24 protein-coding genes and 3 tRNA genes are annotated in these 26,886 nt (G+C 65.2%); 8 read left to right on the forward strand and 19 right to left on the reverse strand.

Translation table 11 applies throughout. The features are described from left to right. Nucleotides 1-704 precede the first annotated feature (704 nt). Complete coding sequence (locus U5A58_RS19445; protein ID WP_321912501.1) at nt 705-2,537, forward strand: ABC transporter ATP-binding protein; 1,833 nt, start codon at nt 705-707, stop codon at nt 2,535-2,537. A gap of 117 nt (nt 2,538-2,654) precedes the next feature. Here the strand turns inward: U5A58_RS19445 and otsA are convergent, their stop codons facing one another. Continuing rightward, the gene (gene otsA, locus U5A58_RS19450) at nt 2,655-4,085 is read right to left on the reverse strand and encodes an alpha,alpha-trehalose-phosphate synthase (UDP-forming) (protein WP_321962653.1); all 1,431 of its coding nucleotides are present in this window, start codon (nt 4,083-4,085) and stop codon (nt 2,655-2,657) included. A 103-nt stretch (nt 4,086-4,188) separates the two neighbouring features. Beyond that, a complete protein-coding gene (otsB, locus tag U5A58_RS19455) occupies nt 4,189-4,941 on the reverse strand; it encodes a trehalose-phosphatase (RefSeq protein WP_321948762.1) in 753 nt (250 codons plus the stop codon). 364 nt (nt 4,942-5,305) lie between these two features. On the opposite strand from otsB, the gene U5A58_RS19460 reads away from it, so the two are divergent. From U5A58_RS19460 to U5A58_RS19470, 3 genes are all read left to right on the forward strand, one after another. Beyond that, the gene (locus U5A58_RS19460; protein ID WP_415774256.1) at nt 5,306-5,956 is read left to right on the forward strand and encodes an SCO family protein; all 651 of its coding nucleotides are present in this window, start codon (nt 5,306-5,308) and stop codon (nt 5,954-5,956) included. Between the two features lie 66 nt (nt 5,957-6,022). Beyond that, complete coding sequence (locus tag U5A58_RS19465) at nt 6,023-6,490, forward strand: copper chaperone PCu(A)C (protein ID WP_321936096.1); 468 nt, start codon at nt 6,023-6,025, stop codon at nt 6,488-6,490. 86 nt (nt 6,491-6,576) lie between these two features. Further along, nucleotides 6,577-7,446 carry a cytochrome c oxidase assembly protein gene (locus U5A58_RS19470; RefSeq protein ID WP_321962716.1) on the forward strand — a complete coding sequence of 290 codons (870 nt, stop codon included), beginning with the start codon at nt 6,577-6,579 and terminating at the stop codon, nt 7,444-7,446. On the opposite strand, the gene U5A58_RS19475 is transcribed toward U5A58_RS19470, so the two are convergent. The 7 genes from U5A58_RS19475 to uvrC form a co-directional block, all read right to left on the reverse strand. Further along, nucleotides 7,422-7,910, reverse strand: coding sequence for a GNAT family N-acetyltransferase (locus U5A58_RS19475; RefSeq protein WP_321962654.1), 489 nt, complete (start codon nt 7,908-7,910; stop codon nt 7,422-7,424). The genes U5A58_RS19470 and U5A58_RS19475 overlap by 25 nt on opposite strands. 86 nt (nt 7,911-7,996) lie before the next feature. Continuing rightward, on the reverse strand, nt 7,997-8,269 hold the full coding sequence (locus U5A58_RS19480; protein WP_321962655.1) for a DUF2164 domain-containing protein: 273 nt from the start codon (nt 8,267-8,269) through the stop codon (nt 7,997-7,999). A 101-nt stretch (nt 8,270-8,370) separates the two neighbouring features. Continuing rightward, nucleotides 8,371-8,444 (reverse strand) — tRNA-Cys (locus U5A58_RS19485). A gap of 137 nt (nt 8,445-8,581) precedes the next feature. Continuing rightward, a tRNA-Gly gene (locus tag U5A58_RS19490) sits at nt 8,582-8,657 on the reverse strand. 76 nt (nt 8,658-8,733) lie between these two features. Then, nucleotides 8,734-8,809 (reverse strand) — tRNA-Gly (locus U5A58_RS19495). 178 nt (nt 8,810-8,987) lie between these two features. Next, on the reverse strand, nt 8,988-9,578 hold the full coding sequence (gene pgsA, locus U5A58_RS19500) for a CDP-diacylglycerol--glycerol-3-phosphate 3-phosphatidyltransferase (RefSeq protein WP_042261239.1): 591 nt from the start codon (nt 9,576-9,578) through the stop codon (nt 8,988-8,990). 123 nt (nt 9,579-9,701) lie between these two features. Next, complete coding sequence (gene uvrC / locus U5A58_RS19505) at nt 9,702-11,942, reverse strand: excinuclease ABC subunit UvrC (RefSeq protein WP_321962656.1); 2,241 nt, start codon at nt 11,940-11,942, stop codon at nt 9,702-9,704. Nucleotides 11,943-12,154: 212 nt separating this feature from the next. On the opposite strand from uvrC, the gene earP reads away from it, so the two are divergent. The 4 genes from earP to U5A58_RS19525 all read left to right on the forward strand — a co-directional run bounded on the left by earP (nt 12,155) and on the right by U5A58_RS19525 (nt 16,315). Continuing rightward, nucleotides 12,155-13,339 (forward strand): elongation factor P maturation arginine rhamnosyltransferase EarP, encoded by a 1,185-nt coding sequence (gene earP / locus U5A58_RS19510; RefSeq protein WP_321962657.1) that lies wholly within the window; start codon nt 12,155-12,157, stop codon nt 13,337-13,339. Nucleotides 13,340-13,520: 181 nt separating this feature from the next. Continuing rightward, the gene (gene efp / locus U5A58_RS19515) at nt 13,521-14,078 is read left to right on the forward strand and encodes an elongation factor P (protein ID WP_321912514.1); all 558 of its coding nucleotides are present in this window, start codon (nt 13,521-13,523) and stop codon (nt 14,076-14,078) included. 312 nt (nt 14,079-14,390) lie between these two features. Next, the gene (locus U5A58_RS19520) at nt 14,391-14,600 is read left to right on the forward strand and encodes a CsbD family protein (RefSeq protein WP_028206671.1); all 210 of its coding nucleotides are present in this window, start codon (nt 14,391-14,393) and stop codon (nt 14,598-14,600) included. 329 nt (nt 14,601-14,929) lie between these two features. Further along, nucleotides 14,930-16,315 (forward strand): sigma-54 dependent transcriptional regulator, encoded by a 1,386-nt coding sequence (locus U5A58_RS19525; RefSeq protein ID WP_321962658.1) that lies wholly within the window; start codon nt 14,930-14,932, stop codon nt 16,313-16,315. 101 nt (nt 16,316-16,416) lie between these two features. On the opposite strand, the gene nagZ is transcribed toward U5A58_RS19525, so the two are convergent. The 10 genes from nagZ to U5A58_RS19575 form a co-directional block, all read right to left on the reverse strand. Further along, nucleotides 16,417-17,457 (reverse strand): beta-N-acetylhexosaminidase, encoded by a 1,041-nt coding sequence (gene nagZ, locus U5A58_RS19530; RefSeq protein WP_321912518.1) that lies wholly within the window; start codon nt 17,455-17,457, stop codon nt 16,417-16,419. Nucleotides 17,458-17,511: 54 nt separating this feature from the next. Next, a complete protein-coding gene (gene acpS, locus U5A58_RS19535) occupies nt 17,512-17,922 on the reverse strand; it encodes a holo-ACP synthase (RefSeq protein ID WP_321912519.1) in 411 nt (136 codons plus the stop codon). Nucleotides 17,923-17,975: 53 nt separating this feature from the next. Further along, nucleotides 17,976-18,740: a pyridoxine 5'-phosphate synthase gene (gene pdxJ, locus U5A58_RS19540; RefSeq protein ID WP_321912520.1), complete on the reverse strand. Its 765-nt coding sequence runs from the start codon at nt 18,738-18,740 to the stop codon at nt 17,976-17,978. After that, nucleotides 18,737-19,741: a DNA repair protein RecO gene (gene recO / locus U5A58_RS19545; protein ID WP_321962660.1), complete on the reverse strand. Its 1,005-nt coding sequence runs from the start codon at nt 19,739-19,741 to the stop codon at nt 18,737-18,739. Before recO ends, pdxJ begins: the two co-directional genes overlap by 4 nt. Nucleotides 19,742-19,759: 18 nt before the next feature. Next, nucleotides 19,760-20,665 (reverse strand): GTPase Era, encoded by a 906-nt coding sequence (gene era / locus U5A58_RS19550; RefSeq protein WP_321912524.1) that lies wholly within the window; start codon nt 20,663-20,665, stop codon nt 19,760-19,762. 54 nt (nt 20,666-20,719) lie between these two features. Next, the gene (gene rnc, locus U5A58_RS19555; protein ID WP_321962661.1) at nt 20,720-21,889 is read right to left on the reverse strand and encodes a ribonuclease III; all 1,170 of its coding nucleotides are present in this window, start codon (nt 21,887-21,889) and stop codon (nt 20,720-20,722) included. A 221-nt stretch (nt 21,890-22,110) separates the two neighbouring features. Beyond that, nucleotides 22,111-23,007: a signal peptidase I gene (gene lepB, locus U5A58_RS19560; RefSeq protein WP_321936103.1), complete on the reverse strand. Its 897-nt coding sequence runs from the start codon at nt 23,005-23,007 to the stop codon at nt 22,111-22,113. Nucleotides 23,008-23,040: 33 nt separating this feature from the next. Beyond that, nucleotides 23,041-24,834, reverse strand: coding sequence for a translation elongation factor 4 (lepA, locus tag U5A58_RS19565; protein WP_321962662.1), 1,794 nt, complete (start codon nt 24,832-24,834; stop codon nt 23,041-23,043). A 174-nt stretch (nt 24,835-25,008) separates the two neighbouring features. Beyond that, nucleotides 25,009-25,332 (reverse strand): glutaredoxin family protein, encoded by a 324-nt coding sequence (locus tag U5A58_RS19570; protein WP_321962663.1) that lies wholly within the window; start codon nt 25,330-25,332, stop codon nt 25,009-25,011. 18 nt (nt 25,333-25,350) lie between these two features. Then, complete coding sequence (locus U5A58_RS19575) at nt 25,351-26,874, reverse strand: DegQ family serine endoprotease (protein WP_321912533.1); 1,524 nt, start codon at nt 26,872-26,874, stop codon at nt 25,351-25,353. Nucleotides 26,875-26,886 lie beyond the last annotated feature (12 nt).

Below are 26,886 nucleotides of genomic sequence, written 5' to 3' on the forward strand. Positions count from 1 at the left end.
TTGTCGCCACGCGCCTTACAGGCGTTCCGTACCGCTAACCGCGCCGGAAATCCGGACACAGACCCGACGCAGTTGTGAAGCGGCAAGAGAGCGCACACGCGGCGGTTCAGGCGGTAAACGCGCAGGGTTCGCGGCCGTTGACATAAAAGCTGTCAAATTCCCTACGCCGTCCGAGTCGGCATTATCCCGGTCAGGGGTCAATACCGGCTAGATCATTTCAAAGTCTTTACGTTGTTACAAACCGGAAACACTCCGCAACCCATTGTTTTCCAAGAGAGTTCTAGATTGGGTGCTGCGCTGCGGAAAACAACTGCGGGGGATTGTCGCGGCACGAATCCGCATCGATCGATCCCACTCGTAAGGTTCCAGGTTCGTCATGGGCTGGCTGCGCGTTGCAGGCACGCACAGCAGTTTTCCGAATGCAATCCGTAATTCTATCTCTAAAACATCTATCACTAAAACGGTCCGCGATTCCTGTTGAACCTCCGCTGCAACAACGTGTCCCCAATCTGTATCCCGCGCTATCGTGTCGCGATATGATGCGCGTCCGCCGGGCACAGGCGGTGCGCCAGGCGCACGGGGTGTTTACAATGCGGTAAGTCCGCCTTCGTTGCCGCGCGCCCTGAGCCGTCGTCGCCTCAGCGCCAGCTATCTTCCTTTGAACTTGCACGGACGAAATTCCGTCAGACCGACCACCCGATCAATTGGAACATCTGACCACCGCCCAGCGTAACGCCCACAACGCAAAGCTCGCGAGCTATGCGCGGCGTCCGCTCGCGTTCCTTTTCCGCTACATCAAGCGCCATCCGTTCGCCCACAGCGTCGTGCTCGCCAGCGTGTTCGCGGCCGTGGGCTGCGCGCTTGCGTCGCAATACGCCATCAAGCATCTGATCGACGTGCTCGGCGCGGGACGCCATCATCCGGGCCCGCTGTGGACCGCGTTCGCCATCCTCGTCGGCCTGATCGCCGCCGACAACCTGCTCTGGCGGGTCGGAGGCTGGTTCGCCGCGCACACCTTCGTCACCGTGACGGGCGACCTGCGGCGTGACCTCTTCCAGTATCTGAGCGGACACTCGCCCACTTACTACGCCGAAAAGCAGCCCGGCACGCTCGCGAGCCGCATCACAGCGACGTCGAACGCCGTCTACACGGCCGAGAACACCACGGCGTGGAACGTGCTGCCGCCATGTATCGCCGTGGCCGGCGCGATCGTCATGATCATCGCCGTCAATCCGCTGATGGCAGCGGGCCTGCTCGTCTGCTCGGCCATCCTTTCGGTGATTCTTTTCAAGCTGGCCGGGCGCGGCTCGTCGCGCCACCACACGTTCGCTTCCAAAGCGGCCGCCGTGGACGGCGAGCTCGTCGACGTGATCGGCAACATGGCGCTCGTGCGCGCCTTCGGCATGACGTTGCGCGAGCAAAAGCGCTTCGGCTCGACCGTCAAGGCCGAACTCGACGCGCGCCGCTCGAGCCTGCTCTACCTCGAAAAGCTGCGTCTGCTGCACGCCGTGATCACGGCCATGCTGTCCGCCGGGCTGCTCGGCTGGGCGCTCTGGCTCTGGGATCAGGGCAAGGCGACGTCGGGCGACATCGTGCTGGTGAGCTCGCTCGGCTTCACGATCCTGCACGGCACGCGCGACCTCGCCGTGGCGCTCGTGGATGTGACCCAGCACGTGGCGCGTCTGGCCGAAGCCGTGCAAACGCTGCTGGAGCCGCACGGCATGCCCGACCGCGACGACGCCACGGAACTCGTAGCCCAGGGCGGCCGCGTCGACTTCGAGGGCGTGACGTTCGCGTATCCGCACCGCAAGCCGATCCTCGATCATTTCGACCTGCACATCGAAGCCGGTCAGCGCGTCGGCCTGATCGGCAAATCGGGGGCAGGCAAGACGACGGTGCTCGCGCTGCTGCAGCACTTCTACGACACCCAGGGCGGCGCCATCAAGGTCGACGGCCAGGACATCGCGCACGTCACCCAGGACAGCCTGCGCCATTCCATTGCGCTCGTGCCGCAGGACATTTCGCTGCTGCACCGCTCAATCTACGAGAACATCGCCTACGGCCGCCCCGAGGCGAGCCGCGAGGAAGTGCTCGCCGCGGCTCGCGAGGCGCGCTGCGCCGAATTCATCGAGGCGATGCCCGAGGGCTACGACACGATCGTGGGCGACCGCGGCGTGAAGCTGTCGGGCGGCCAGCGCCAACGCATTGCGATCGCGCGCGCCATTCTGAAGAATTCGCCGATCCTGCTGCTCGACGAAGCCACCTCCGCGCTCGACAGCGCGTCCGAAGAGGCCATCCAGCAGGCGCTCGACCGGCTCATGGTCGGCCGCACCGTGATCGCGATCGCCCACCGCCTCTCCACGCTCAACAACTTCGACCGCATCATCGTGATGAGCGCGGGCAAAGTGATCGACGACGGCAGTCCCGAAGAGCTGCGCAACCGTCCGGGCCTCTACCGCGACCTCCTCGCCAAGCAGTACGGCAAGCATTCCACGCTGCATCTGGGCAAGAAGACCGACGAAAAGCACGTAGCCTGACCACCGCGCAGGCGAGCGCGCCGCCATCGTGCGCTGCCAAACGCAAAAAAGCCGCTTCAGTGCATCGCCTGAAGCGGCTTTTTTTCGCTCTCGCCGAGGCAGGCGAGGCGTGGGTGCTCAGCCCCGCGCGGGCTCGAGCGGCGGCAAGCTGACTCCTTTCCGCACGCTGACCTGGCTGAGATCGCGCATGAAGCGGTCACGCCAGACCGAGACATTGTTCTCCCGCAACTGGGCCATCATGTCCCGATAGCGCGCAAGCCGCTCGGCGAGCGGCATGGCGAGCGCAGCGTTGAGCGCGTCGGCCATGCCGTCGATATCGAGCGGATTGACGATCAGCGCGCCCGAAAGCTCCTGCGCCGCGCCGGCGAAGCGCGAGAGCACGAGCACGCCCGGATCTTCGGGGTCCTGCGCCGAGACGTATTCCTTGGCGACGAGATTCATGCCGTCGCGCAGCGGCGTGACGTAGCCGACGTTCGACGCCCGGAACAACGCGGCCAGCACCGCCCGTTCGTACTGGCGATGGATGTACCAGATCGGCGTCCAGTCGAGTTCCGCGTAGCGGCCGTTGATGCGCCCCGACTCCGCCTCGAGGCGCAGCCGGATGTCCTGATAGGCGTGGAGGTCGGCGCGCGTAGGCGGCGCGATCTGCACGAACGAGACCTTGTTGCGCTGCGCCGGCGCGTGGTCGAGCAGGCGCTCGAACGCGCGAAAGCGCTCCACGAGCCCCTTCGAGTAGTCGAGCCGGTCCACGCTCATGATGACCTTGCGCCCGTGCAGCGTGGCCTTGAGCGTGCGCACCGGCTTGCCGCGCTCGCCCGCCTTGGCAAGCTCCGCGATTTCGTCAGGATAGACGCCGATCGGGTAGTCGCCCGCGCAAAGCGTCTGCCCGAACGCCTCGATGCGCGTGAGGCCGTCCGCCTGCGGCGCGGTCGTGCCGCCCGCCTCGTTCACGATGTAGTCGCAAAACGCGCGCAGATCGGGCCTGGTCTGGAAGCCGAGCAGGTCGAACGCGCAGAGCGCCTGAACCAGTTCGCGATGCGGCGGCACCGCCAGCAGCACCTGCGAGGCCGGAAACGGAATGTGCAGGAAAAAGCCGATGCGGTTCTTCACGCCCGCCGCGCGCAGCGCCTGGGCGAACGGAATGAGGTGATAGTCGTGGACCCAGATCACGTCGTCTTCGCGCAGAAGCGGCACGAGCTGCTGCGCGAGCCACGCGTTCACGCGGCTATAGCCCTCGTACTCGTGGCGGTCGTACTGGACGAGATCGGCGCGGTAGTGGAACGCGGGCCAGAGCGTCGCGTTCGAGAAACCGCGGTAGTACTGGTCGTAGTCGCGCCGCAACAGGCCGATGGTGGCGAAGGTCACGGGCCCGCGCTCTTCGAGCGCGATCTGCGGCTGGCCGGAGGTGAGCACGTCCCCGCTCCAGCCGAACCACATGCCGCCGGTTTCCTTGAGCGCGTCGTACACGCCCACCGCGAGGCCGCCCGCGGCCGGACCGCCTTCGGAAATCGGCGCGACGCGGTTCGATACGATGATCAATCGGCTCATGAGGGGCGGGGTCCGTGCAGGAAATCAGGAGAGCATGGCGCACGCAAGGCATCGCCGCGCGTGACGCAATCAACGTGGGGAGTGAAGCGAGGCATGCGCGCGCTCACCGGGCGCCCGGCATGGCCGCGACGAGCGATGCGAGCCAGCCGATCAACGCGTCGACTGAATCGATGCGTGTTTGCGCGATGGTGTCGCCGCCGCCGACCTTGATCGACAGCCCGCCCAACGCGTTGACGACGGCGAAGCCCTTCTCGTCGGTCAGATCGTCGCCGGCGAACACCGGGCGGCGGCCCGCGAACGGCGGCTCGTCGAGGAACGCGCGCAGCGCGCGGCCTTTGTCGACGTCCTTCGGCTTGATCTCGTAGACCATCTTGCCGGGCTGCAGCACGTAGGCGTCGGCGTAGTCGGCGGCGAGGCGCTCGGTCGCGGCGCGCGCGGTGCCCTCATGCTCCGGAACGTTGCGGTAGTGCAGCGCGAGCGACGCGCCCTTGATCTCGAGCAGCATGCGCGGATGCGTGCGCACCACCTCCGCGAGCACCTGCTCCATGCGCAGCAAACGCTCATCGTTGAAGCCGACACGCTGTGTGTCGCCGTTGGCGTCGCGCCGCTCGGCGCCGTGCAGACCCGCCACGGGCAGATCGGGCATGCCGAGGAAACCGTCGATGCTCTCGATGCCGCGCCCCGAGACGATCGCCACGGCGCCGTGCGTCGTGCGGCGCAACTCATGCAGCAGCGCGAGCATGTCGGGACGCACGAGCACGCCGTCTGGCGTGGGCGCGAGATCGACGAGCGTGCCGTCGAAATCGAAGAAAAATGCCGTCTGGTCAGGCGGCAGGACTGCCGGAAGTGCTTGCATTGCGTTCTTTTCACCCATCGGCCTGCTGGCCGGGTATGGCCCCGGGCTGCGCCCAGGGAAAGTGTGCGAATCTTACCGCGCCTTGGATCGATTATCGAGAAAGTAAGGGGCTGACCGGCTACGCAGGCCTGGCCGGACTTGAATCGGCTTGTCTGCGGTCCGGCTTGTCGAAAGTTGGACTCCGCTGCCAGGACTGTGATTCAGCCGATGCAAGCCGATGCGGCATATCGACGCGAGCGATTCGCACGACCGGGGCGCTCGCGACCGGGCAGCCCCAATTTTGCTACAGTCGCAGCGACAAGCCGGGCCCAACGCCCTGTTCGAGCGCGGCTAACGTAATCCACTCGAGTCGACGAGATTGCCTTTGTTCCCCACCTTCGAGCCCACACTGCGCACGTTCCGCACCCGCCTTTGCAGCGGCCTGCGCAGCCTGCGGCACGCGGCGCTCGCGGCGGGCACCTTGCTGTTCGTGGCATGCTCGCACCCGGGCGAGCCGTGGCAACTGACGAACGTAAGCGGCCACCTGCCCGACCTCGATTTCGCACTCACGGCCGACAACGGCCAGCCCGTAACGGGCGCGAGTTTTCGAGGGCGCACGACGCTCGTCTACTTTGGCTATACGCATTGCCCGGACGTCTGCCCGGAGACGATGGCGCGCCTGATGCAGGTTATAGCGAAGCTCGGCCCCGATGCGCAGAAAGTGCGGATACTCTTCATCAGCGTCGATCCGGCGCGCGACACGCCGCAGGCCTTGCACGCCTACGTTGGCGCATTCGATGCCCGGCATGCACTCGGCCTGACCGGCACCGACAGCCAGATCGAATCGCTCGCGCGGCGCTACCGCGTGGCCTACCAGATGGAAAAGCGCGACCCCGACGGCAGCTACGAAGTCACGCACAGCTCGGCCGTCTATGTGTTCGACGCGCAGGGCCACGCGCGCCTGCTCGCCACCGACCGCGACAACCCGGACGCGATCGCGCATGACCTGCGCCGCGTGATCAACGACTCGGCGTGAACGCAGGACGCCTCTCGGGTCGAATCATCGAGTCTTAAAAGAGCACCAATCGCAACAGGAAACGTTATGACGAAGAACCTCAAGTCACTCACCGTCTCGCTCGGCTGCGCGCTGAGCACCTTCGGTGCGCTCGCCGCCTTCGCGCCCGCCGCACACGCCGCCCCGGGCGCGTTGAGCACGCAGGACGCGTGGGTGCGCTGGCTGCCCAACGACCTGCCTGCGGCAGGCTATGTGACGCTCAAGAACGATGGCGACCAGCCGGTCGATCTCGTGGGCGTATCGAGCGACGCTTACGGCATGGTCATGCTGCATCAGACGGTCTCGAATGGCTCGACGCAGAAGATGATCATGGTGCACAAGGCAACGGTGCCTGCGCACGGCACGCTGGCGATCGCACCGGGCGGCTACCACCTCATGCTGGAGAAGGCGAAGCACAAGATCGCGCCGGGCGACACGGTGAACGTGAAGCTGCAATTCTCGGACGGCGAAACGCTCGACACGCCGTTCGCAGTCAAGTCGCCCTCAGGGCAGTAAGGCCGCAGCAAAACCAACGCGCGCATCCGGTATGGTTGCGCGCGCAAGCATGTTGAATCCGCGATGAGGCCGCCGCCATGCTCGCGATGACCCTGATCTACTGGCTCCAGCCGTGGGAGCCCTCGCCGACCGTGATGATCTGCACCCTGCTCGCGGCGGTGCTGTTCGTGCGCGGCAAACGGCACGCGCGGGTGTCGCTCGCGCGCCAGCTCTCCTTCTGGTTCGGGCTCGGCGCGCTTTATGTCGTGCTGCATACGCGGCTCGACTACTACTTCGAGCACGAGTTCTTCATGCATCGCGCGCAGCACCTCGTGCTGCATCATCTGGGGCCGTTCTTCATCGCGCTCGCCTACCCGGGCGCTGCGCTGCGCGCGGGCATTCCGTTCAAGTGGCGCCAGCGCTTCGTGCGCCCCGTGCTCGCCGCGCGACCCGTGCGCGTGGCGCTCGACATCGTCATGCATCCCGTCGTCGCGGTCGGACTCTTCGTCGGGCTCATCTACTTCTGGCTTTTTTCGCCGATCCACTTCATCGCGATGCTCGACTGGCGCCTCTACCGCGTCATGAACTGGAGCATGGTGATCGACGGGCTGCTGTTCTGGTGGCTCGTGCTCGACTCGCGCCCCGCACCGCCCGCGCGTCTCTCGCCGGGCAAGCGCGTGCTCGTCGTGATCGCGGCAATTCCGCCGCAAATCGTGCTCGGCGCGTTCATCTTCTTCACGCCGCGCGAGTTGTATCCGGTTTATTCGATCTGCGGGCGCGCGTTCACCTGGCTTTCGCCCATGCGCGACCAGCAGATCGGCGGCCTGCTGCTGTGGATTCCGGGATCGATGATGAGCGTGGTCGGCGCACTGATCGCGCTGCGCCACTGGATGCGCCTATCCGTGCGCGGACGTTTGCCGCAGCACCGGCGCGGCGCGCGACCAACATCGAATCAGGCCGAGCGCATCCACACGTGAGGAATGCCGTCCTCGTCGTGAATCTCGCCAACGGGTGAGAAGCCAAACGCACCGTAGAACTTCTGCAGATGCGCCTGGGCATGCAGACGCATCGCGACATCCGGCCATTGACGCGCGATCTGCGCGATGGCGCGTTCGAGCAGCGCGTTGCCGAGCTTGATGCCGCGATGGTTCTGCGACGTCACCACGCGGCCGATACGCACGTCGGCGTCCTGTGCGTCGGGCAGCAGCACGCGCAGATAACCCGCCAGCGCTCGCTCGCCGCCCTCTTCGCTCCATGCGAACAGATGCCAAGCGCCGAAGTCGAGACCGTCGATATCGCCATACACACAGTTCTGCTCGACGACGAACGCGTCCGAGCGCAGTTTGAGCATGGCGTAGACTTCACGCGCGTCGAGCGCGTCGAAGGCTTTCCATTGCCAGTCGAATTGGGGGAGCGGCAAGGCGGCGGACTGCACGGTCATGGTCTGCGAATTCCATCGAAGCAAAGTGAATGACCACGATTATGCCGCGCGCCGTGCGCACCACAAACCCGCCACTCAGGCAGCGCTCACTTTCGCCGGCGCGGCGCTTCGTATTTGCGCCAGTACTGGAACGGCTCTTCATGCAGATCGATGTCGAGATCGACGATGCGCGCCTGCATGCTCTCCTGCGCGTCGGCAATAGCCTTGTTGTAGATCGCCGGCGCGATCTCTTCGAGAAAGAAGCCCAGCAGCGCGCCCGCCGCGATGTTGCCGATCGGCTCTTCCATGTTCGCGTCGAAATAGCGCTGAATGGAGGCGATCGCTTCGCTGCGCGCGTCTTCGGGGAGTTCGATGGACATGTCGGGCAACCGGAGAGGATGGGTGCCGCCTATTTTGCGCCACGTGCACGAGCGCGCAGCAAAAAACAAAAGCCACCCGAAGGTGGCTTTTGTTTTGCATCTGGAGGCGCGAGCCGGAGTCGAACCGGCCTACACGGCTTTGCAGGCCGCTGCATAACCGCTTTGCTATCGCGCCAGAAGCGGACTGACCGAAACGCGGCGAACATCAGGCAAACTGCTTGAGCCCGCAACGACCGGACAGATTTGTTTGATGGCTTGATACTGATCCAAGCCTGCCAAACAAAAAGGGAAGCGTTGCTTCCCCTTGGCATTTGGAGCGGGAGACGAGTCTCGAACTCGCGACCTCAACCTTGGCAAGGTTGCGCTCTACCAACTGAGCTACTCCCGCAAATGTCCTGCTTTACTGCATTTTCCTGCTTCAGCGCTTCGTTTTTTCTACTGCAAAAACGCCGCACCTTAAATTCTGGAGCGGGAGACGAGTCTCGAACTCGCGACCTCAACCTTGGCAAGGTTGCGCTCTACCAACTGAGCTACTCCCGCATATTCGCTTCAGATATACGCCTAACTTCGGCTTATCTTCTGCTATCTCCACCGCATCTGCTTGCTTGCTACTGCGTCGTGCAGCGGAGAAGTGAGATTATGTATAACCCGCAGAATCGTGTCAACCCCTTCGTGTGATCTTTTTGGAAAAAGACGCATGGGGTTCACGACACTCTGCTCACAGGCTTCCCCGCTCGCGGATCTGCGGCCACGCGAGCTTCATGTAGTAGAGCATCGACCAGATCGTGAGGAACGCCGCCACATAGATGAGCCACGCGCCCCACACGCGCGAGTCGAACAGCGTCACGCCGCCGAGCGTAAGCGGTGCGTAGAACAACAGCATGGGAATCGCGACCATCTGGCACGCGGTCTTGAACTTGCCGAGCGAATTCACGGCCACGCTCTTCGACGCGCCAATTTGCGCCATCCATTCGCGCAGCGCCGAAATCGCGATTTCGCGCCCGACGATCACGAGCGCGATCACGGCGTCGAGCCGCTGCAGATGTACGAGCACGAGCAGCGCCGCGGTCACCATCAGCTTGTCTGCGACCGGATCGAGGAATGCACCGAACGAAGACGTCTGATTCCACTTGCGCGCGAGAAAACCGTCGAACCAGTCGGTGAGCGCCGCGAGCACGAACAGCAGCATCGCCAGTACGTTCTGCTGCATCGGGGAAAGCATTGTCTGCGGCAGATAGAACACGCCGACCACGAGCGGAATCGCCAGGATCCGCAGCCAGGTCAGGAGAATCGGAATATTGAACGGCATCGGCTGGCGCTATCTGTCGGGGGAGATGCAATTATGGGAGATGCAATTGTGCCGCGTCGCCGCACCTGCCACAAGCAACCGTAAGGATTGGCCGGGCCGCACCCGGCCCGCAAGGCCGCCGCATCAGTGAAGCTGCTGGTAGATCTGCTCGGCGAGCGCGTGTGAGATGCCCTCCACGCTCGCCAGATCCTCCACACTGGCCGCCATCACGCCGCGCAGGCCGCCAAAGCGCGCGAGCAGGCGCTGACGGCGCTTCGCCCCCACGCCTTCCAGTTCTTCGAGACGCGAAGTCTGGCGCGTTTTGCCGCGCTTCGCGCGCATGCCCGTGATGGCGAAGCGGTGCGCCTCGTCGCGAATCTGCGCGACGAGCATGAGTGCCGCGCTCTCCTTGCCGAGTTCGAGCGGCGCGCGGCCGTCGGCGAACACGAGCGTTTCGAGACCGACCTTGCGCCCCTCGCCCTTCGCCACGCCCACCAGCATCGCCGGATCGAGACCCAGTTCGGTGAACACCTGGCGCGCGATCTCGACCTGCCCCTTGCCGCCGTCGATCAGCACGATGTTGGGCAGCATGCTACCGGGCGGCGGGGCTTCGACTGCCTCGCTGGCTTCCGCGGCATCGGACGCTGCATTCGGGTCGGCGGGATCGGGGGCCGCCACGCGTGGCGGCGCCTCTTCGGTTTCGGCGCGCGCCGCTTGCGCGACCATCTTCTCGTAGCGGCGCGTGAGCACCTGACGCATGGCCGCGTAGTCGTCGCCGGGCGTGATGCCGGTAATGTTGTAGCGGCGATATTCGGCCGACTGCATCTTGTGATGGTGATAGACCACGCACGAGGCCTGCGTCGCCTCGCCCATCGTGTGGCTGATGTCGAAGCACTCGATGCGCAAATGCGCGAGGTCGTCGAGTTCGAGCCCGAGCAGTTGCGCGAGCGTGCGCGTGCGAGCCTGCTGCGAACCCTGCTCGGAGAGCAGGCGCGCGAGCGCGAGCCGCGCGTTCTGCTCGGCCATGGCGAGCCACGCGCGCTTCTGACCTTGCGGCTGACGCAGCAGCGTCACCTTGTGCCCGGCCTGTTCGCTCAGCACATCGACAAGCTCGCGGTTTGCGGGCGGATGGCTCACGACCAGCACGGGCGGCACGCGGTTGCCGAAGTAGTGCTGCGCGATGAAGGCGTCGAGCACTTCGGATTCAACGCCGATCTCGCGCTTCGTGCGCGTGCCCGCTTGCGGCTCGATCGCGGGCGTGGCGGCGGCATCGGATTCGACATCGCCTGCATCGTCGCTCGCGTCGTCTTCATCCTCTGCGAGGTCGGCCGCGATCGCGAGCGGATCGGCTTCGAGCGCCGCATCGTCTCGAGCGTCGGCCTCTTGCGCTTCTTCGACGTAATCCTCCACCGTCTTGCGCGCAAGCGAGGGCAGCGACTTCAGCGCGCTCGCCGCAACCACGGTGTCGCTGTCGATTTCCTCGGCAACGCCGCCCTCTTCGTCGGTCAGCGCGCGCTCCACATGCGTCGGGAAATACGCCTTGTCGCCCAGATGCCGGCCGCCGCGCACCATCGCGAGATTCACGCACACGCGCCCGCCCAGCGCCACCACGGCAAGAATGTCGACGTCGCTCTCGCTGCCTGTTTCGATAGCCTGCTGGTGCAGCACGGTCGAAAGCGAACTCATCTGGTTGCGCACGGATGCCGCCTGCTCGAACTTCAGCTCCGAGGCAAACGCATGCATCTTCGTCTCCAGCTCCTTCATCACCTCGTTCTGACGGCCCAGCAGAAAGCGCGATGCGTTGTTCACGTCGCGCGCGTAATCCTCTTCGCTGATCGCCCCCACGCAAGGCGCCGTGCAACGGCCGATCTGATGCAGCAGGCAAGGCCGCGTGCGGTTGTTGAACACCGAGTCTTCGCAGGTGCGCAACTGGAACACGCGCTGCAGGATCTGGATACTCTCGCGCACGGCCGAGGCGCTCGGAAACGGCCCGAAGTACTGGTTGTTGCGATCGACCGCGCCGCGGTAGTACGCCATGCGCGGGAACGTGTGCCCGGTGATCTTGAGAAACGGATAAGACTTGTCGTCGCGAAACAGGATGTTGTAGCGCGGCGTGAGTGCCTTGATGAGATTGTTTTCGAGCAGCAGCGCCTCGGCCTCGGAACGCGTGACCGTGGTCTCGATGCGCGCAATACGCGTGACCATCATCGCGATGCGCGGCGAAAGCTGCGTCTTGGTGAAGTAGCTCGACACGCGCTTTTTCAGGTCGCGCGCCTTGCCGACGTAGAGGACCGCGCCTTGCGCGTCGTAGTAGCGATATACGCCCGGCAGATGCGGCAGCTGCGCGAGCGCCTTTTTCGGGTCGAAAACGTCGGTGTCGGTCATCCAGTTTCGGGGACGGGCGGTGCGTCGAGAGAGGTGAGACGTTGCACAGCGCGCCGCCGTCGCGACGCGTTCATGGCTGTGTCCTAGAATCGCAAGTTTAGATCATTCCATGCCGCACGGAACCCGTGCCGAACTTGCCAGCCGGGCGTTCTACGCCCGCCTGAGGCATGGCAGTCATGTTTGCGCCGCGTCGCGCGCCACCCAAGCTACCCATGACAGAAGCCCACACTCCCGCCGCCGCTAACGATAGCGCCATCGCCTGCGACCTCTTTTGCGCCGTCATCGACAATTTCGGCGACATCGGCGTGTGCTGGCGGCTTGCGCGCCAGCTCGCGCATGAGCACGGCTGGCAGGTACGCCTGTTCGTCGACGACTTGCACGCGTTCCAGAAGCTCTGCCCCGCGCTCGACGCGAGCCGCGCCACGCAATCGGTCGAGGGCGTGCTCGTCGAGCACTGGCACGAGCCCGAGCATGCGGGCGAGACGCTGCAGATCGCCGATGTCGTGATCGAAGCGTTCGCGTGCGAGCTGCCGCCCGTGTACGTCGCGGCGATGGCCGAACGCGAGCGCAAACCCGTCTGGCTCAACCTCGAATATCTGAGCGCAGAAGACTGGGTGGCCGATTTCCACCTGCGGCCCTCGCCGCACCCGCGCTACGCGCTCGCCAAGCACTTCTTCTTTCCTGGTCTCGGGCCCGGCACGGGGGGCGTGCTCAAGGAGCGGACGCTCGACGCCGCGCGCGCGGACTTCGAGCGCTCACAAGACGCCCGCGCCGCGTGGTGGCAGCGCGCCACGGGCGGCGCACCTCCGGGGCCGGAAGCCACCGTGATCTCGCTTTTCGCGTACGAGAACCCAGCCGTCGATCACCTGCTGGAGCAATGGCGCGACGGTGCGAAGCCGGTGGTTCTGCTCGTGCCGGAGGGCCGCATCTCCGGCGCGCTCGCACGCTTTTTCGGCGAGCCGGCGTTCGGCGCAGGCGCCCAAGCCACGCGCGGCGCACTGCGCGCGCACGCGCTGGCGTTCACCGAGCAGCGCGGTTACGACCCACTGCTCTGGGCGAGCGATCTGAACTTCGTGCGCGGCGAAGATTCGTTCGTGCGCGCGCAATGGGCCGCGCGACCGTTTGTCTGGCACATCTATCCGCAAGCCGACGATGCTCATCTGCCAAAGCTCGACGCAGCGCTCGCGCACTACGGCCGCACGCTGCCGCAGGCGCCGCGCGCCGCGCTCGAACGCTTCTGGCACGCGTGGAATGGCCGCGGCACGCCGGACTGGGCCGAATTCGCGCAGCATCTGCCCGTCTACGCGGCGCGTGCGAACGCCTGGGCCGCCGAGCTCGGGCAGGTTGGCGATCTCGCCGGAAATCTCGCCGAATTCGCAAAAACTCAGTTAAAATAAGCGGTTATCCGACGGCAGCCGTCTCAAGCGCTTCGAGTTTCGCGCCCCACATCGCTCATACGCGAATGAGGGTCGCAGCAGTTGCACCCGCAGCACCAGCAACACCAACCGAATCCGCTTGCGACGTTTGCCGTCGAGCACACTCGAAGCTACTTCAATCTGGACAGGACAGTTTTTTATTATGAAGACCGCACAGGAACTCCGCGTCGGCAACGTCGTGATGATCGGTAACGACGCGATGGTCGTGCAAAAGGCCGAATACAACAAGTCGGGCCGCAACGCCGCCGTCGTGAAGATGAAGTTCAAGAACCTGCTGACCGGCGCCGGCATGGAAACCGTGTACAAGGCAGACGACAAGTTCGACGTCGTCGTGCTGGATCGCAAGGAAGTGACGTACTCGTACTTCGCCGACCCGATGTACGTGTTCATGGACGCCGACTACAACCAGTTCGAAGTCGAAGGCGAGATGATGGGCGACGCCCTCAACTACCTCGAAGACGGCATGGGCTGCGAAGTCGTGTTCTACAACGAGAAGGCCATCTCGGTCGAACTGCCGACCGTGCTCGTGCGCGAGATCATCTACACGGAACCGGCCGTCAAGGGCGACACGTCGTCGGGCAAGGTCCTGAAGACCGCCAAGCTGAACACTGGGTTCGAACTGCAAGTGCCGCTCTTCTGCAACATCGGCGACAAGATCGAAATCGACACGCGTACGAACGAGTACCGCAGCCGCGCCTAAATGTAACTGCGGGTAACCGCGGCATACTGCAGCGCAAGAACGCCTGCCCCGCCCGCCTTGGCGGGCAAGGCGGCAAGCGTCGTGAAAGCGCCCCTCGGGGCGCTTTTTCTTTTTTTGCTGAACGTGTATGTTTGAGACTGCCACGGAAAACCTTACCGGTTATGCGCAACGGATTGCGTACTTGCCGCCTGCCGCAAGCAGGCGGCGAGCAAGCGCAGCGCGCGCCGGTCAGATTGACGCCCGCGGCACGGTTTCTGCTGTGAGGTGAGAGAGCATGCGTTCCACACTCTTTCCCTTTATCAGGAGAAGCAAATGAATAACGACATTGCTGAAGGCAAGTGGAAGCAGTTGATCGGCAAGGCCAAAGCGGCATGGGGCGAGTTGACGGACGACGAACTCGCGAAAGCCGAAGGCCGTGCGGACCGACTCGCCGGGCTCATCCAGGAACGTTACGGCAAGACGCGTGACGAGGCAGAACTGGAAGTGCGCCGCTGGTTCGACGCACACCGGCCGCGCGACTAAGGTCGCGTCCGCGGCACGGCCGGTACGGTCGCCGCCCACTTGCAGGCAAACAGGGGGTTGCACGCACGCCCAGGCGCCACGCGCTTCGGCCTTGTGCTGCTGCCCGGCCGCCACGCTGCCGGGCATAGCCGTCGCGCCCCCGCTCTGGCGCAGCACAACTGGGAGGACCGGAACTGAACACCCTGCTACGAGACATCTCCGTGATCTCGGTGAAATCTTTCGCATCGTGCCGCGCTTGCCCGCGCCGCGCGGCTGTCTGCCGGGGCGCGCACGCTACCCAGCGTGCGCAGCGCCGGCGCGAATGCGCTCATCCGTAAGCCGCTACCGCCATGCCACATGCCCTGATTGTCGAAGACGATCCCAATAGCCTGTCAGGTCTGTCAGCGATCCTGTCGGCCGACGGGTTCTCCGTCGACACTGCTGCCACGCTCGCGCAAGCGCGCGCCGCCCTTGCCCGCTTCATTCCCGATGTCGTACTCGTCGACCTGAACCTGCCCGACGGCGGCGGGCTCGAACTGCTTCCGTACTTGCCCGCGCAGCCGCCGGGCGGCGCGCTGCCCGTGATCGTCATGACCGGCAACGCCACGGTCGAAAGCGCGATCGAAGGCCTGCGCCACGGTATCTGGGACTATTTGCTCAAGCCCGTCAACATTCCGCGCCTGCGCAGCCTGCTCGCACGCATTCCGCGTCCCTACGAGCTGACCGAAGAAGTGCGCACGCTGCGCGCCGCGCTGCGCCAGATGGGCCACTTCGGGCCCATGCTCGGACGCAGCAGCGCGATCCAGCATGTCTACGACACGCTCGAACAGCTCGCGCCCACCGAATCGGCGCTGCTCGTGCACGGCGAAGCCGGCACGGGCAAGGAAGTCGCCGCGCGCACGCTGCATCAGTTGAGCCGCCGCCGCAAAGGGCCGTTCGTCGTGTGCGACGCGCACTCGCTCGTGGCAGAAGCGGCCACCGGACGTCCGCTCGCGAGCGTGCTGTTCGGCCACGAGCGCGGCGCGTTCACGGGCGCGGAACAGCGCGAGCCAGGCCTCGTCGATCAGGCGAGCGGCGGCACGCTCTTTATCGACGAGCTGACTGACCTCACGCGCGAGCAGCAGGAAACGCTGCTGCGCGCGCTCGATTCGCAAACTTTCATGCGCGTGGGCGGCAGCAGCGAGGTGGGCACCGATTTCCGCCTGATTGCCGCTACTCGGGCGGTGCCGCGTGAAGCCGTCCAGCAAGGCGCGCTGCACAACGATCTATGGATGCGCCTCGACGCTGCGGCGATCCCGCTGCCGCCGCTGCGCGAGCGCGACGACGACGCCGCCCTGCTCGCGCTCGCGTGCGTCGACGAGCTCAATCAGGACGCCCAGTCGCACGGTCTGGCCGGCGCGACGCGGCTCGTCGCGCCATCGTTCATCCGCGAGTGCCTGGCCTATGACTGGCCCGGAAACGTGCGCGAGCTGCACGAACGCGTGAGGCGCGCGTGGCACGCCTCGGGCGAGGTGCTGGAAACCTTGCAGGCCGAGGAAAGCAGCGGCGCGGGGCCGCGCGACATGAACGGCGGCCGCGTGCAGGTGACCGTGGGCACGCCGCTCGCCGACGTGGAAGAGATGCTGATCCGCGCGACGCTCGACGCCGTAGGCGGTACGCGGCACCGCGCCGCGTCGTTGCTCGGCATCAGCCCCAAGACGCTCTACAACAAGCTGCAGCGTATGCGGCTGAACTGAGTCCACGAAGCCAAACGCTCCCGGCGCCCGGCATGTAAAAAGGCGGCCCTTCGTTTCCGAAGGACCGCCTTTTTCGTTTTTCCGGCGCGGCAATCAGGGCATCAAGGCAGCACGCTGCGCAGCAATGCCTGCGCCTCGATGTACCCTGGGTCGGCCACCAGCTTGTCCCAGCGCAGCGCCTTGCCGCGCGCGCGCATGCGCTTGATGCGCAGGTCCGACGCCTTGGCGGCGCGGCGCGGCTCGGTGGTGCGCAACGCGTCGAGCACCTTTTCGGCCTCGTGCGGCTGATTGCAGATCAGCACCATGTCGCAGCCCGCTTCGAGCGCGGCGCGCGCGCCTTCGGTCAGCGTGCCGCCCTGGCGCGCGGCCTCCATCGAGAGGTCGTCGCTGAAGATCGCGCCCGTGAAACGCAGCCGCTTGCGCAGAATCTCCTCGACCCAGATGCGCGAGAAGCCCGCGGGCTTCGAATCGACCTTCGGATAGATCACGTGCCCCGGCATCACCGCCGTGAGCGAAAGGCCGAGCCAGTCGTAAGGCAGCGCATCTTCACCGAGGATCGCCTCGAGCGGACGCTCGTCGACGGGCACCGCGACGTGCGAGTCCGCCGTCGCGAAGCCATGACCCGGAAAATGCTTGCCGCAATTGGCCATGCCCGCAAGCGACAGGCCGTGGTTGAGACTCTTGGCGAGCAACGTGACGACGCGCGGGTCGCGATGGAACGCGCGGTCCCCCACCACCTTCGACTGCCCATAGCCGAGATCGAGCACAGGCGTAAATGACAGATCGATTCCGCACGCGCGCAGCTCGCCCGCGAGGATATAGCCCACGGCCGTTGCGAGCTTGGTGGCGAGCAGCACATCCTTGTCCCACAGCGCGCCGAGGCGCCCCATGGCGGGCAGCACCGTGAAGCCGTCGGTGCGAAAACGCTGCACGCGGCCGCCTTCGTGATCGACGGCGATCAGCAAGTCTTCGCGCACCGCGCGAATGGCGTCGGTCAGCGCGACGAGCTGCGCGCGATTCTCGTAGTGGCGCGCGAACAGGATCACGCCGCCGGTCATCGGGTGCGCGAGGCGGCGCACGTCGTCGTCGTTCAGCGTGGTGCCCACCACGTCGAGCATTACCGGCCCGGGATTATTCTTCATCGATGAGTTTTGCTGAGTTGTGCGTAGATGCCGCGCGACGCACGGCAATGGATATCAGCCGTTGACTGCGGCGTTCACTTCGGCGATCACGAACGACACCGCGTAGTCGTGCTCGTCGGTGATACTCACGCGCGCCGTGATGCCGCGTTCGTCGAGCCACCGCGCGAGTTCGCCCGAGGCGACGATCACGGGCCGGCCGCCGGGCTCGTTGAGGGTCTGCATGGCGCGCCAGGTCATCGGCATGCGCATGCCGAGACCAATCGCTTTCGAGAACGCTTCTTTCGCGGAAAACCGCGTACACAGGTACGCGAGGCCTCGCACTTCCGAGCGCGCCTTGCGCGCCTCGTACACGGCGAGTTCGTCCGGGCCGAGCACGCGCGGCGCGAAGCGCCCGTTGGTGCGCTCCATGACTGCCGCCACGCGGCTCACCTGAATGATGTCGGTGCCGATACCGTAGATCGCCATGAGACTCCCGTCGAGATAGATCGATTGCGTGAGCGCGAAGCGCGGGGCTGCAATCAGCCGCGCGTGCCGAGGCGCGCCGCGACCATGATCGCCTTCATTTCGCGCACTGCGTTCTCCCAGCCCGCGAAGATGGCGTGCGCAACGATCGCGTGGCCGATATTCAGCTCGACGATGCCGTCGATGGCCGCGATCTGCTGCACGTTCGTGTAGTGCAGGCCGTGGCCGGCGTTCACCTTCAGTCCGAGGCTGTTGCCGCAGTTCACGCCCGTCACCACGCGCTCGAATTCGCGCTCCTGCTCGCCGGCGTCGTGCGCTTCGGCGTAGCGGCCCGTGTGCAGCTCGATCACGGGCGCGCCCGTTTCGTGCGCAGCGCGGATCTGCGTTTCGTCCGGGTCGATGAAAAGCGAGACGCGGCAGCCCGCATCCGCAAGCTGACGGCAGGCGGCGGCAACAGCGTCGAAGTTGCCTGCGACGTCGAGCCCGCCTTCGGTCGTCAGTTCCGCGCGCTTTTCGGGCACGAGGCAGACGTCGTGCGGCTTGATCTCGCACGCGATGTCGAGCATCTCGGCCGTCACCGCGCATTCGAGATTCATGCGCGTTTTCAGTTGCGGGCGCAGCGCACGCACGTCGGCGTCGACGATATGGCGGCGATCCTCGCGCAAATGCAGCGTGATCGCGTCGGCGCCCGCCTCTTCGGCGAGCAACGCTGCGCGGATCGGGTCGGGGTAAGCGGTGCCGCGCGCGTTGCGCAGCGTGGCGACGTGGTCGATGTTCACGCCGAGGTCGATCACGTTGGGCGAAGTGAGAAAGAAGCTCATAGGTTCTGCAAGTCGATCAGGATCTGGCGCGTCGCGAGCGGCGTGCCGCCAAGGTAAGTGTTCAGCAGGAAACGCATGAGCGCCTTGCTCTGCGCAACCGTCTGGGGTCGATGGTAATCGTCCTCTTCCATGTCGAGCAACGTCTGGCCCGAAAGCAGGGGCCATTGTGCTGGCCATTCGTCCGATGCTTCGCGCACGCCGCGTTCCGGATCGAATACGTAGCGGCCTTCAGCCACCACGGCCTTGCGGTTCACGGTGCGGTTGAGCGCGAGCGCGTAGCCCGCCTCGCGCAACAGCACGCGCTCGAACGAGCGCAGCACCTGCACGGGCGGCTCGTCGTGCGCGAGGCGCGTGAGCGTGACGACGTAGTGGCGAAAGAGTTCGGGATGCGGGTCTTCGCGCGCGATGAACTTCACGAGCAGTTCGTTCACATAGAAGCCGCACAGAAGCGCGTCGCCCGTCAGCGGCAACATGCCGCCGACCCATTCGGCACCCGTGAGCGTGCGCACCTCGCCCTTGCCGGTCCACGAAAGTGCGAGGGGCTGGAACGTTTGCAACACGCCGCGCAACGCCGAATGCGGACGCTTCGCGCCCTTCGCGACGAGCGCTACGCGGCCGTGATCGCGCGAAAGCACATCGATGATCAGGCTCGTCTCGCGGTACGGATAGCTGTGCAGCACGAAAGCCGGCTGCTCGGCGATGCGGTAATCGGGGGTCGTGCTGCGTGAAGCACGCGGCAGTTGCGAGCGCGCAGTGGTCTTGCGGGCGGGCCGCGGTTCGGCGCGGCCTTCGAGCGTGGCGTCGGCACCTTCGGTCATCGCGTTGCGCGTGGCGGCGCCTTTCGACGCCTGCGTGCTGCGCGCAAGCGCCGTGCCTTTTGCGGGCGAGCGCCGCGTGCCGCGGGATTCGGACGCTTCGCCCGGTGCGAATGCCTCGTCGGCCTGCGCCTCGTCGTGCGCGGGCCAGTCGTCGTGCAGGGTTCCGGCTGCGCCGTCACTCATACGCGGTGCCCGTCGTGCTTACTCGTAACCGTAGGCGCGCAGCCCGGCATCGTTGTCGGCCCAGCCGCTCTTCACCTTCACGAAGGTTTCGAGATAAACGGGACCGTCGAAGAGCTTTTCCATGTCGAGGCGCGCATCAGTGCTGATCTGCTTGAGCTTCGCGCCCTTCTGGCCGATCACCATCGCCTTCTGCGTGTCGCGCTCGACGAGAATCGTCGCGAAAACGCGGCGCAGGCGCCCTTCCTGCTCGAACTTGTCGATCAGCACCGTGCTCGTGTACGGCAGTTCGTCGCCGGTCCAGCGGAACACTTTCTCGCGCAGGATCTCGGCGGCGAGGAAACGCTCGCTGCGGTCGGTGAGATCGTCTTCGCCGTAGATCGGCTCGCCTTCGGGCAGATACGGCTTGAGAGTCACGAGCAGGCGCTTGATGTCGTCGGGATTCATGGCCGAGAGCGGCACGATCTCGCGGAACTCGCGCAGCCCCTGCACCTGCTGGATGAACGGATACAGCGTGGCCTTGTCGCTCACGCGGTCGATCTTGTTGGCGATCAGGATCGTAGGCGCATTCGGCGGAATCAGGTCGAGCACCTTCTGATCGTCGGGGCCGAACTTGCCGGCCTCGATCACGAACAGCACGGCATCGACCGAGCTGAGCGTGGAAGTCACCGCGCGGTTGAGCGAACGGTTGAGCGCCGTGCTGTGGCGCGTCTGGAAGCCCGGCGTATCGACGAAGATGTACTGCGCGTCGTCGATCGTGTTGATGCCGGTGATGCGATGGCGCGTGGTCTGCGCCTTGCGCGACGTGATGCTGATCTTCTGGCCGACCAGCGCGTTCATCAGCGTCGATTTGCCAACGTTCGGACGGCCGACGATCGCGACCATGCCGCAACGGAAACCGGCAGGAGTGGAAGTGGGAGCGTTCATGATCGGACCGGAATAGAAAAACGGGAGGCGCGCGCGCGGCGCGCCTCGGTGGAATCAGTGGCCGGCATCGGCCGCGCGCACGGGAATAGCGGTACTGGCTTCGGCATGCGTCTCAGCATTGGTGCTGGTGCCGCCGGGCGTAGCGGTTTGCGCGCGCTCGACGGTGCGCAGCGCCGATTCGGCCTTCACAGGGGGTGAACGGTGGCCAATGGCGCCGGCGCTCGGTACGGCATCGAAGCCCGCCGCTTTATCGGCTGGCTTGTCGCTCGCTGGCTTGTCGCCCGCTGGCTTGTCGCCCGATTTCTCCGCACCGCGTTCGGCTTTCTCCGCCGGGCGCTCCTGCACGTGCGCGGCGCGGATCACCGCGAGCGGCGCGCCTTCGGCCGCCGCGGTTTGCGCCGGACGCTCGCTGCGCGCCGAGATGCGCTCGCGGCGCTCCGGAGAGCGCAGATCGAGCGCGCCCTGCACGCCTGTCACGCCCGGGACGACCTCGGGCTCCGGCTTGGGCGCACGCGCGCCCTTCGAGCGGCGCGGCTTCGCAACCAGCGCAGGAGCCGCGGCCATGACCTCGTCGAGCGCCTTCTTCGCCGCGGCCTGCTCCGCCGCGCGACGGCTCGCGCCCGAGCCCGACACCTTCACGTCGAGCTTCGGCACCGTGCATTCGACTTCGAACTGCTGATTGTGCGCCGCACCATGCGTCGCGACCACCGTGTAGGTCGGCAACGCGATCTTGTGGCCTTGCAGGTACTCCTGCAGCAGCGTCTTGGAATCCTTGCCGAGCGTGCGCGGATCGATGTGATCGAGGATCGGCACGTAGAGGCGCTTGATGACGGTCTGGGCGGCGTCGAAGCCGCCATCGAGGAAGATCGCCCCGAAGATCGCTTCCAGCGCGTCCGCGAGGATCGACGGGCGGCGGAAGCCGCCGCTGCGCAGCTCGCCTTCGCCGAGACGCAGGCCGTCGGCAATATTGAGGGCCTGAGCGATCTCGTAGAGCGACTGCTGCTTGACCAGATTCGCGCGCACGCGCGAGAGGTCGCCCTCGTCCAGCTTGCCAAAACGTTGGAACAATAGGGCAGCCACCGCGCAATTCAGAACCGAATCACCGAGGAATTCGAGGCGTTCGTTATGCGTGGCACTGTGACTGCGGTGGGTTAAAGCCTGGCGCAGCAATTCCGCATTGCGAAATTCGTAGCGCAAACGGCTTTCCAACGGAGATTGGGGCATGGGGAGAGTATAACGCGCCCGCCGCCCCCGGCGAAAACAGGGGGCGGCGGGCGAAAAACCGTGATGAAGCGACGTTACCGAGGATTCTTCAAGTAGCGCGCGAAGATGCGATGCGAGTTATGCGAGCAAGACTCGTGTTCGCGCATGCGCTTTTTGTTGCGGCTTCTTTGGCTTCTTCGCGCAGCGTGATCAACGTGCATCGCACGTCGATCAAACACACATTACTCGAACGAACCGATGCGACGCAGGTTGCTGAAGTTCATCCAGATGAAGAACGCGCGGCCCACGATGTTCGCGTCGGGCACGAAGCCCCAGTAGCGGCTGTCCGCACTGTTGTCGCGGTTGTCGCCCATCATGAAGTAGTTGCCCGGCGGCACCTTGCAGATCACGCCGCGTGCGTTGTACTGGCAGTTGTCGCGATACGGGTAGTCCTCTGCGCCCACGATGAACGGCGGCACCGCGGGGTTGTTCAGGATGTTGTTCTTGCGGCCGTTGCCAAGGTCTTCCGTGAACTGCTTCGCGTAGCCAATGCGCTCTTCGTCGAAGAAGTCGCCTTGCGGCACTTCCGGCACCGGCTTGCCATTGATCGTGAGCTGCTTGTCCTGATAGGACACCACGTCGCCCGGCAGGCCGATCACGCGCTTGATGTAGTCGACCGACTCGTCTTTCGGATAGCGGAACACGACCACGTCGCCGCGCTCGAGCGGCCGGCCCTGCGTGACCTTCGTGTTCGTGATCGGCAGACGGATGCCGTAGTCGAACTTGTTCACGAGGATGAAGTCACCCACGAGCAGCGTCGGCACCATCGAACCCGACGGGATCTTGAACGGCTCCACGACGAACGAGCGGACGAGGAACACGATCAGGATGACGGGAAAGAAGCTCGCCGTGTACTCGAGCCACCACGGCTGGCGCAGCTTTTCGTTGCGCAGGTTCTGACGCGTGGCAGGTGCGTTTTCATCGGCAAAACGCTCGCCGATACGCTCCTGTTGACGGTCGAACTCCGCGACCGCCGCATCGGCGGCGAGGCGCCGACGCGGCATGAACACCAGTTTGTCTGCAACCCACGCAACGCCCGTCAAGAGAACGAGCACAAAAAGTATCAGCGCAAAATTCATGTAGAGATCCGTTGTCCGGCTTATTTGCGTTAATTATTTATCTTCGACACGAAGGATGGCGAGGAAGGCCTCTTGCGGAATCTCGACCGAGCCGACCTGCTTCATCCGCTTCTTGCCTTCCTTCTGCTTTTCGAGCAGCTTCTTCTTACGCGTGATGTCGCCGCCGTAGCACTTGGCCAGCACGTTCTTGCGCAGCGCCTTGATGTTCTCGCGCGCGATGATGTGCGCGCCGATCGCGGCCTGAATGGCCACGTCGTACATCTGGCGCGGAATGATCTCGCGCATCTTCGCCGCCACTTCGCGGCCGCGGTACTGCGACTGCGTGCGGTGCACGATGACGGACAGCGCATCGACCTTGTCGCCGTTGATCAGCATGTCGACCTTCACGACGTCCGAGCTGCGGTATTCCTTGAACTCGTAGTCCATCGACGCATAACCGCGCGACACCGACTTCAGACGGTCGAAGAAGTCGAGCACGATCTCCGCCATCGGAATTTCGTAGGTGAGCTGCACCTGGCGGCCGTGGTACTGCATGTTGATCTGGTTGCCGCGCTTCTGCGTACAGAGCGTGATGACCGAACCCACATAGTCCTGCGGCATGTACAGATTCACGGTCACGATCGGCTCGCGGATCTCACCGATCTTCGAGGGCTCCGGCATCTTCGCCGGGTTCTCGACCTTGATCAGGGTGCCGTCCGCCTGCACGACTTCGTACACCACGGTTGGTGCCGTGGTGATGAGGTCCATGTCGAACTCGCGCTCGAGACGCTCCTGCACGATTTCCATGTGCAGGAGACCCAGGAAGCCGCAGCGGAAGCCGAAGCCGAGCGCCTGCGACACTTCCGGCTCGTACTGGAGCGAGGCGTCGTTGAGCTTGAGCTTTTCGAGTGATTCGCGCAGCGCGTCGTACTGGTTCGCCTCGACCGGATAGAGACCCGCGAACACCTGCGGCTTCACTTCCTTGAAGCCTGGCAGCGGCTCGGACGCCGGCTTCGTGGCGAGCGTAACGGTGTCGCCCACCTTCGTCGCAGCGAGTTCCTTGATGCCGGCGATGATGAAGCCCACCTGCCCCGCCGACAGCGAGTCGAGGTTGCGCGACTTCGGCGAGAACACGCCGACGTGCTCGACCGGATACTGCGCGCCGGTGGCCATCAGCTTGATCTTGTCCTTCGGACGCAGCGTGCCGTTGACGATACGCACGAGCATCACCACGCCCACGTAGTTGTCGAACCACGAGTCGATGATGAGCGCCTGCAGCGGTGCTTCCGGATCGCCCTTGGGCGGCGGCACCTTGGCGATGAGCGATTCGAGCACGTCTTCCACGCCGAGACCGGTCTTCGCGCTGCAGCGCGTGGCGTCGGTCGCGTCGATGCCGATCACGTCCTCGATTTCTTCGATGGCGTTTTCGGGGTTGGCGGCGGGCAGGTCGATCTTGTTGAGCACCGGCACGACTTCCACGCCGAGTTCGATCGCGGTGTAGCAGTTCGCCACCGTCTGCGCCTCGACGCCCTGGCTCGCGTCCACCACGAGCAGCGCGCCCTCGCACGCGGAGAGCGAGCGGCTCACCTCGTACGAGAAGTCGACGTGCCCGGGCGTGTCGATCAGGTTCAGGTTGTAGACCTTGCCGTCGCGCGCCTTGTACGAGAGCGCGGCGGTCTGCGCCTTGATGGTGATGCCGCGCTCGCGCTCGAGATCCATCGAGTCGAGCACCTGCGATTCCATTTCGCGGTCGGACAAGCCGCCGCACAGCTGGATGATGCGATCGGCGAGCGTCGACTTGCCATGGTCGATGTGCGCAATGATCGAGAAGTTACGAATATGATCCATTCAGTGCCGATCAAGCGAAAAAGGCGCGCCCCAACGATTGCGTGGCACGCCTCGTAAACAGATGAAAAACCGGACTATTTTAGCCGAAAAGGGGTCCCACGGGCGAACCGTCCGCTGATGTAACGGATGTGTCATGGCGCGCTTGCATGTTGCGCGGCCCACCGCACGCGTGTTTCACGCACCGCTCGGCGGCTTCTGCAGCGCGCCCGGCGCGTCGGCGGCGAGCCCGAGCGTCGCGCGCACGCGCGCCTCGTCGAGATGGTAGTGGCACAGCTCGATGCCGTCGCAAAGGAGCACCGGCACGAGTTCGTCGTAACGGGCCTGCAGCGCGGGGTCGGAATCGACATCGATCACGTCGAGCCGCGCACCCGCCGCCGCGGCGAGCGGCTCGAGCGCGACGCGCATGTCCTCGCACAGATGACACCACGCGCGCCCGTACAGCACGAGGTGCGCGCTCGCACGCTCGAGCGCGCCCGGCGACGCCGGCGAAGACCGCAAGGGCGGGCGCACCGCGCGTTACTTCTGGCCCGGTGCGCGCGGGCGCAGCGGCACGAACTGCGTGTTGTCGCCGCGCCGCACGAGCACCGCCACCATCTTCTGCGGGTCGAGATGCGCCGTGACGTCCTGGAACTGCTTCGCGCCCGTGATATCCGTGTCGCCCACGCGCAGGATGATGTCGCCCTTTTGCAGGCCGGCGCGCGCTGCCGGGCCGTCCACCGAATCCACCATCGCACCGCCCTTGATCTTGAGCTGGGCGAGCTGGTCGGCGGGGATATCGACCACCGCGATACCGAGCGCACCCATCGCGCGCGGCTTGGGATCGGGCGCCTTTTTCTGGTCGGCCTTCGCGCTCTTGTCGGTCTGCATCTCGGCGATCGTGATCGGCAGATCGCGTGTCGCGCCCTTGCGCCAGATCGTCACAGTCGCCTTGGTGCCCGGCTTCGTGTCGCCAACCATGCGCGGCAAGTCGGTCGCGGCGTCGACGCTCGCGCCATTGAACTTCAGGATGATGTCGCCCGGCTGGATGCCTGCCTTGTCAGCCGGGCCGCCCGGCTCGACGCTGGAGACGAGCGCGCCTTGCGCCTTGGGCAAGCCGAGCGAATCGGCCACGTCCTTCGTCACCTCGCCGATCGCCACGGCAATGCGGCCGCGCGTGACCTTGCCCGTCGACTTCAGCTGATCTGCCACGCGCATCGCCTCGTCGATCGGAATCGCGAACGAAATGCCCATGAAGCCGCCGGTGCGGCTATAGATCTGCGAGTTGATGCCGATCACCTCGCCTTGCATGTTGATGAGCGGGCCACCGGAGTTGCCGGGGTTCACGGCCACGTCGGTCTGGATGAACGGCAGATAGTCGCCGGTATCGCGCCCCTTCGCGCTCACGATGCCCGCCGTCACGGTGTTCTCGAGGCCGAACGGCGAACCGATCGCCACGACCCACTCGCCCACGCGCACCTTGTTCGAATCGCCCATCGTCACGGCCGGGAGATTCGCGGCCTGGATCTTCACGACGGCAACGTCCGTGCGATCGTCCACGCCGATCAGCTTCGCCTTGAATTCGCGCTTGTCGGTGAGCGTCACATAGATGCTGTCCGCGTCATCGATCACGTGCGCATTGGTCATCACGTAGCCGTCGCTCGAAAGGATGAAGCCCGAGCCGACGCCGCTGTTCTGTTCGGTATCGTTGCCGCTGTCCGGGCCCGAGTCCGAACCGCCACCGCCCTGGCTTCCTCCTTGACCGCCGCCGCCCTGACCGCCGCCTTGTCCACCCTGCGGCCCTTGCGGGAGCGGGATGCCAAAGAAGCGGCGGAAGAATTCCGACATGTCGCCCTGATCCATCCCCGGCGGGAGGCCGCGCTGCGCCGTGGAGACGCGTGTGGTGGTGCGGATATTGACGACCGATGGCCCCACTTTGTCCACGAGGTCGGCGAAATCGGGCAAGTTGGCAGCCGGCGCCGCCGATGCCACGTGCGGTGCGAACGGCAGGCATGCCGCCACGACCGCGGCCGCGAAGAATTTGCGCAGCGGGAGAATCGTCATATCGAAGTCAGC

The organism is Paraburkholderia sp. J7 (genome assembly GCF_905220155.1).
Lineage (GTDB): Bacteria > Pseudomonadota > Gammaproteobacteria > Burkholderiales > Burkholderiaceae > Paraburkholderia.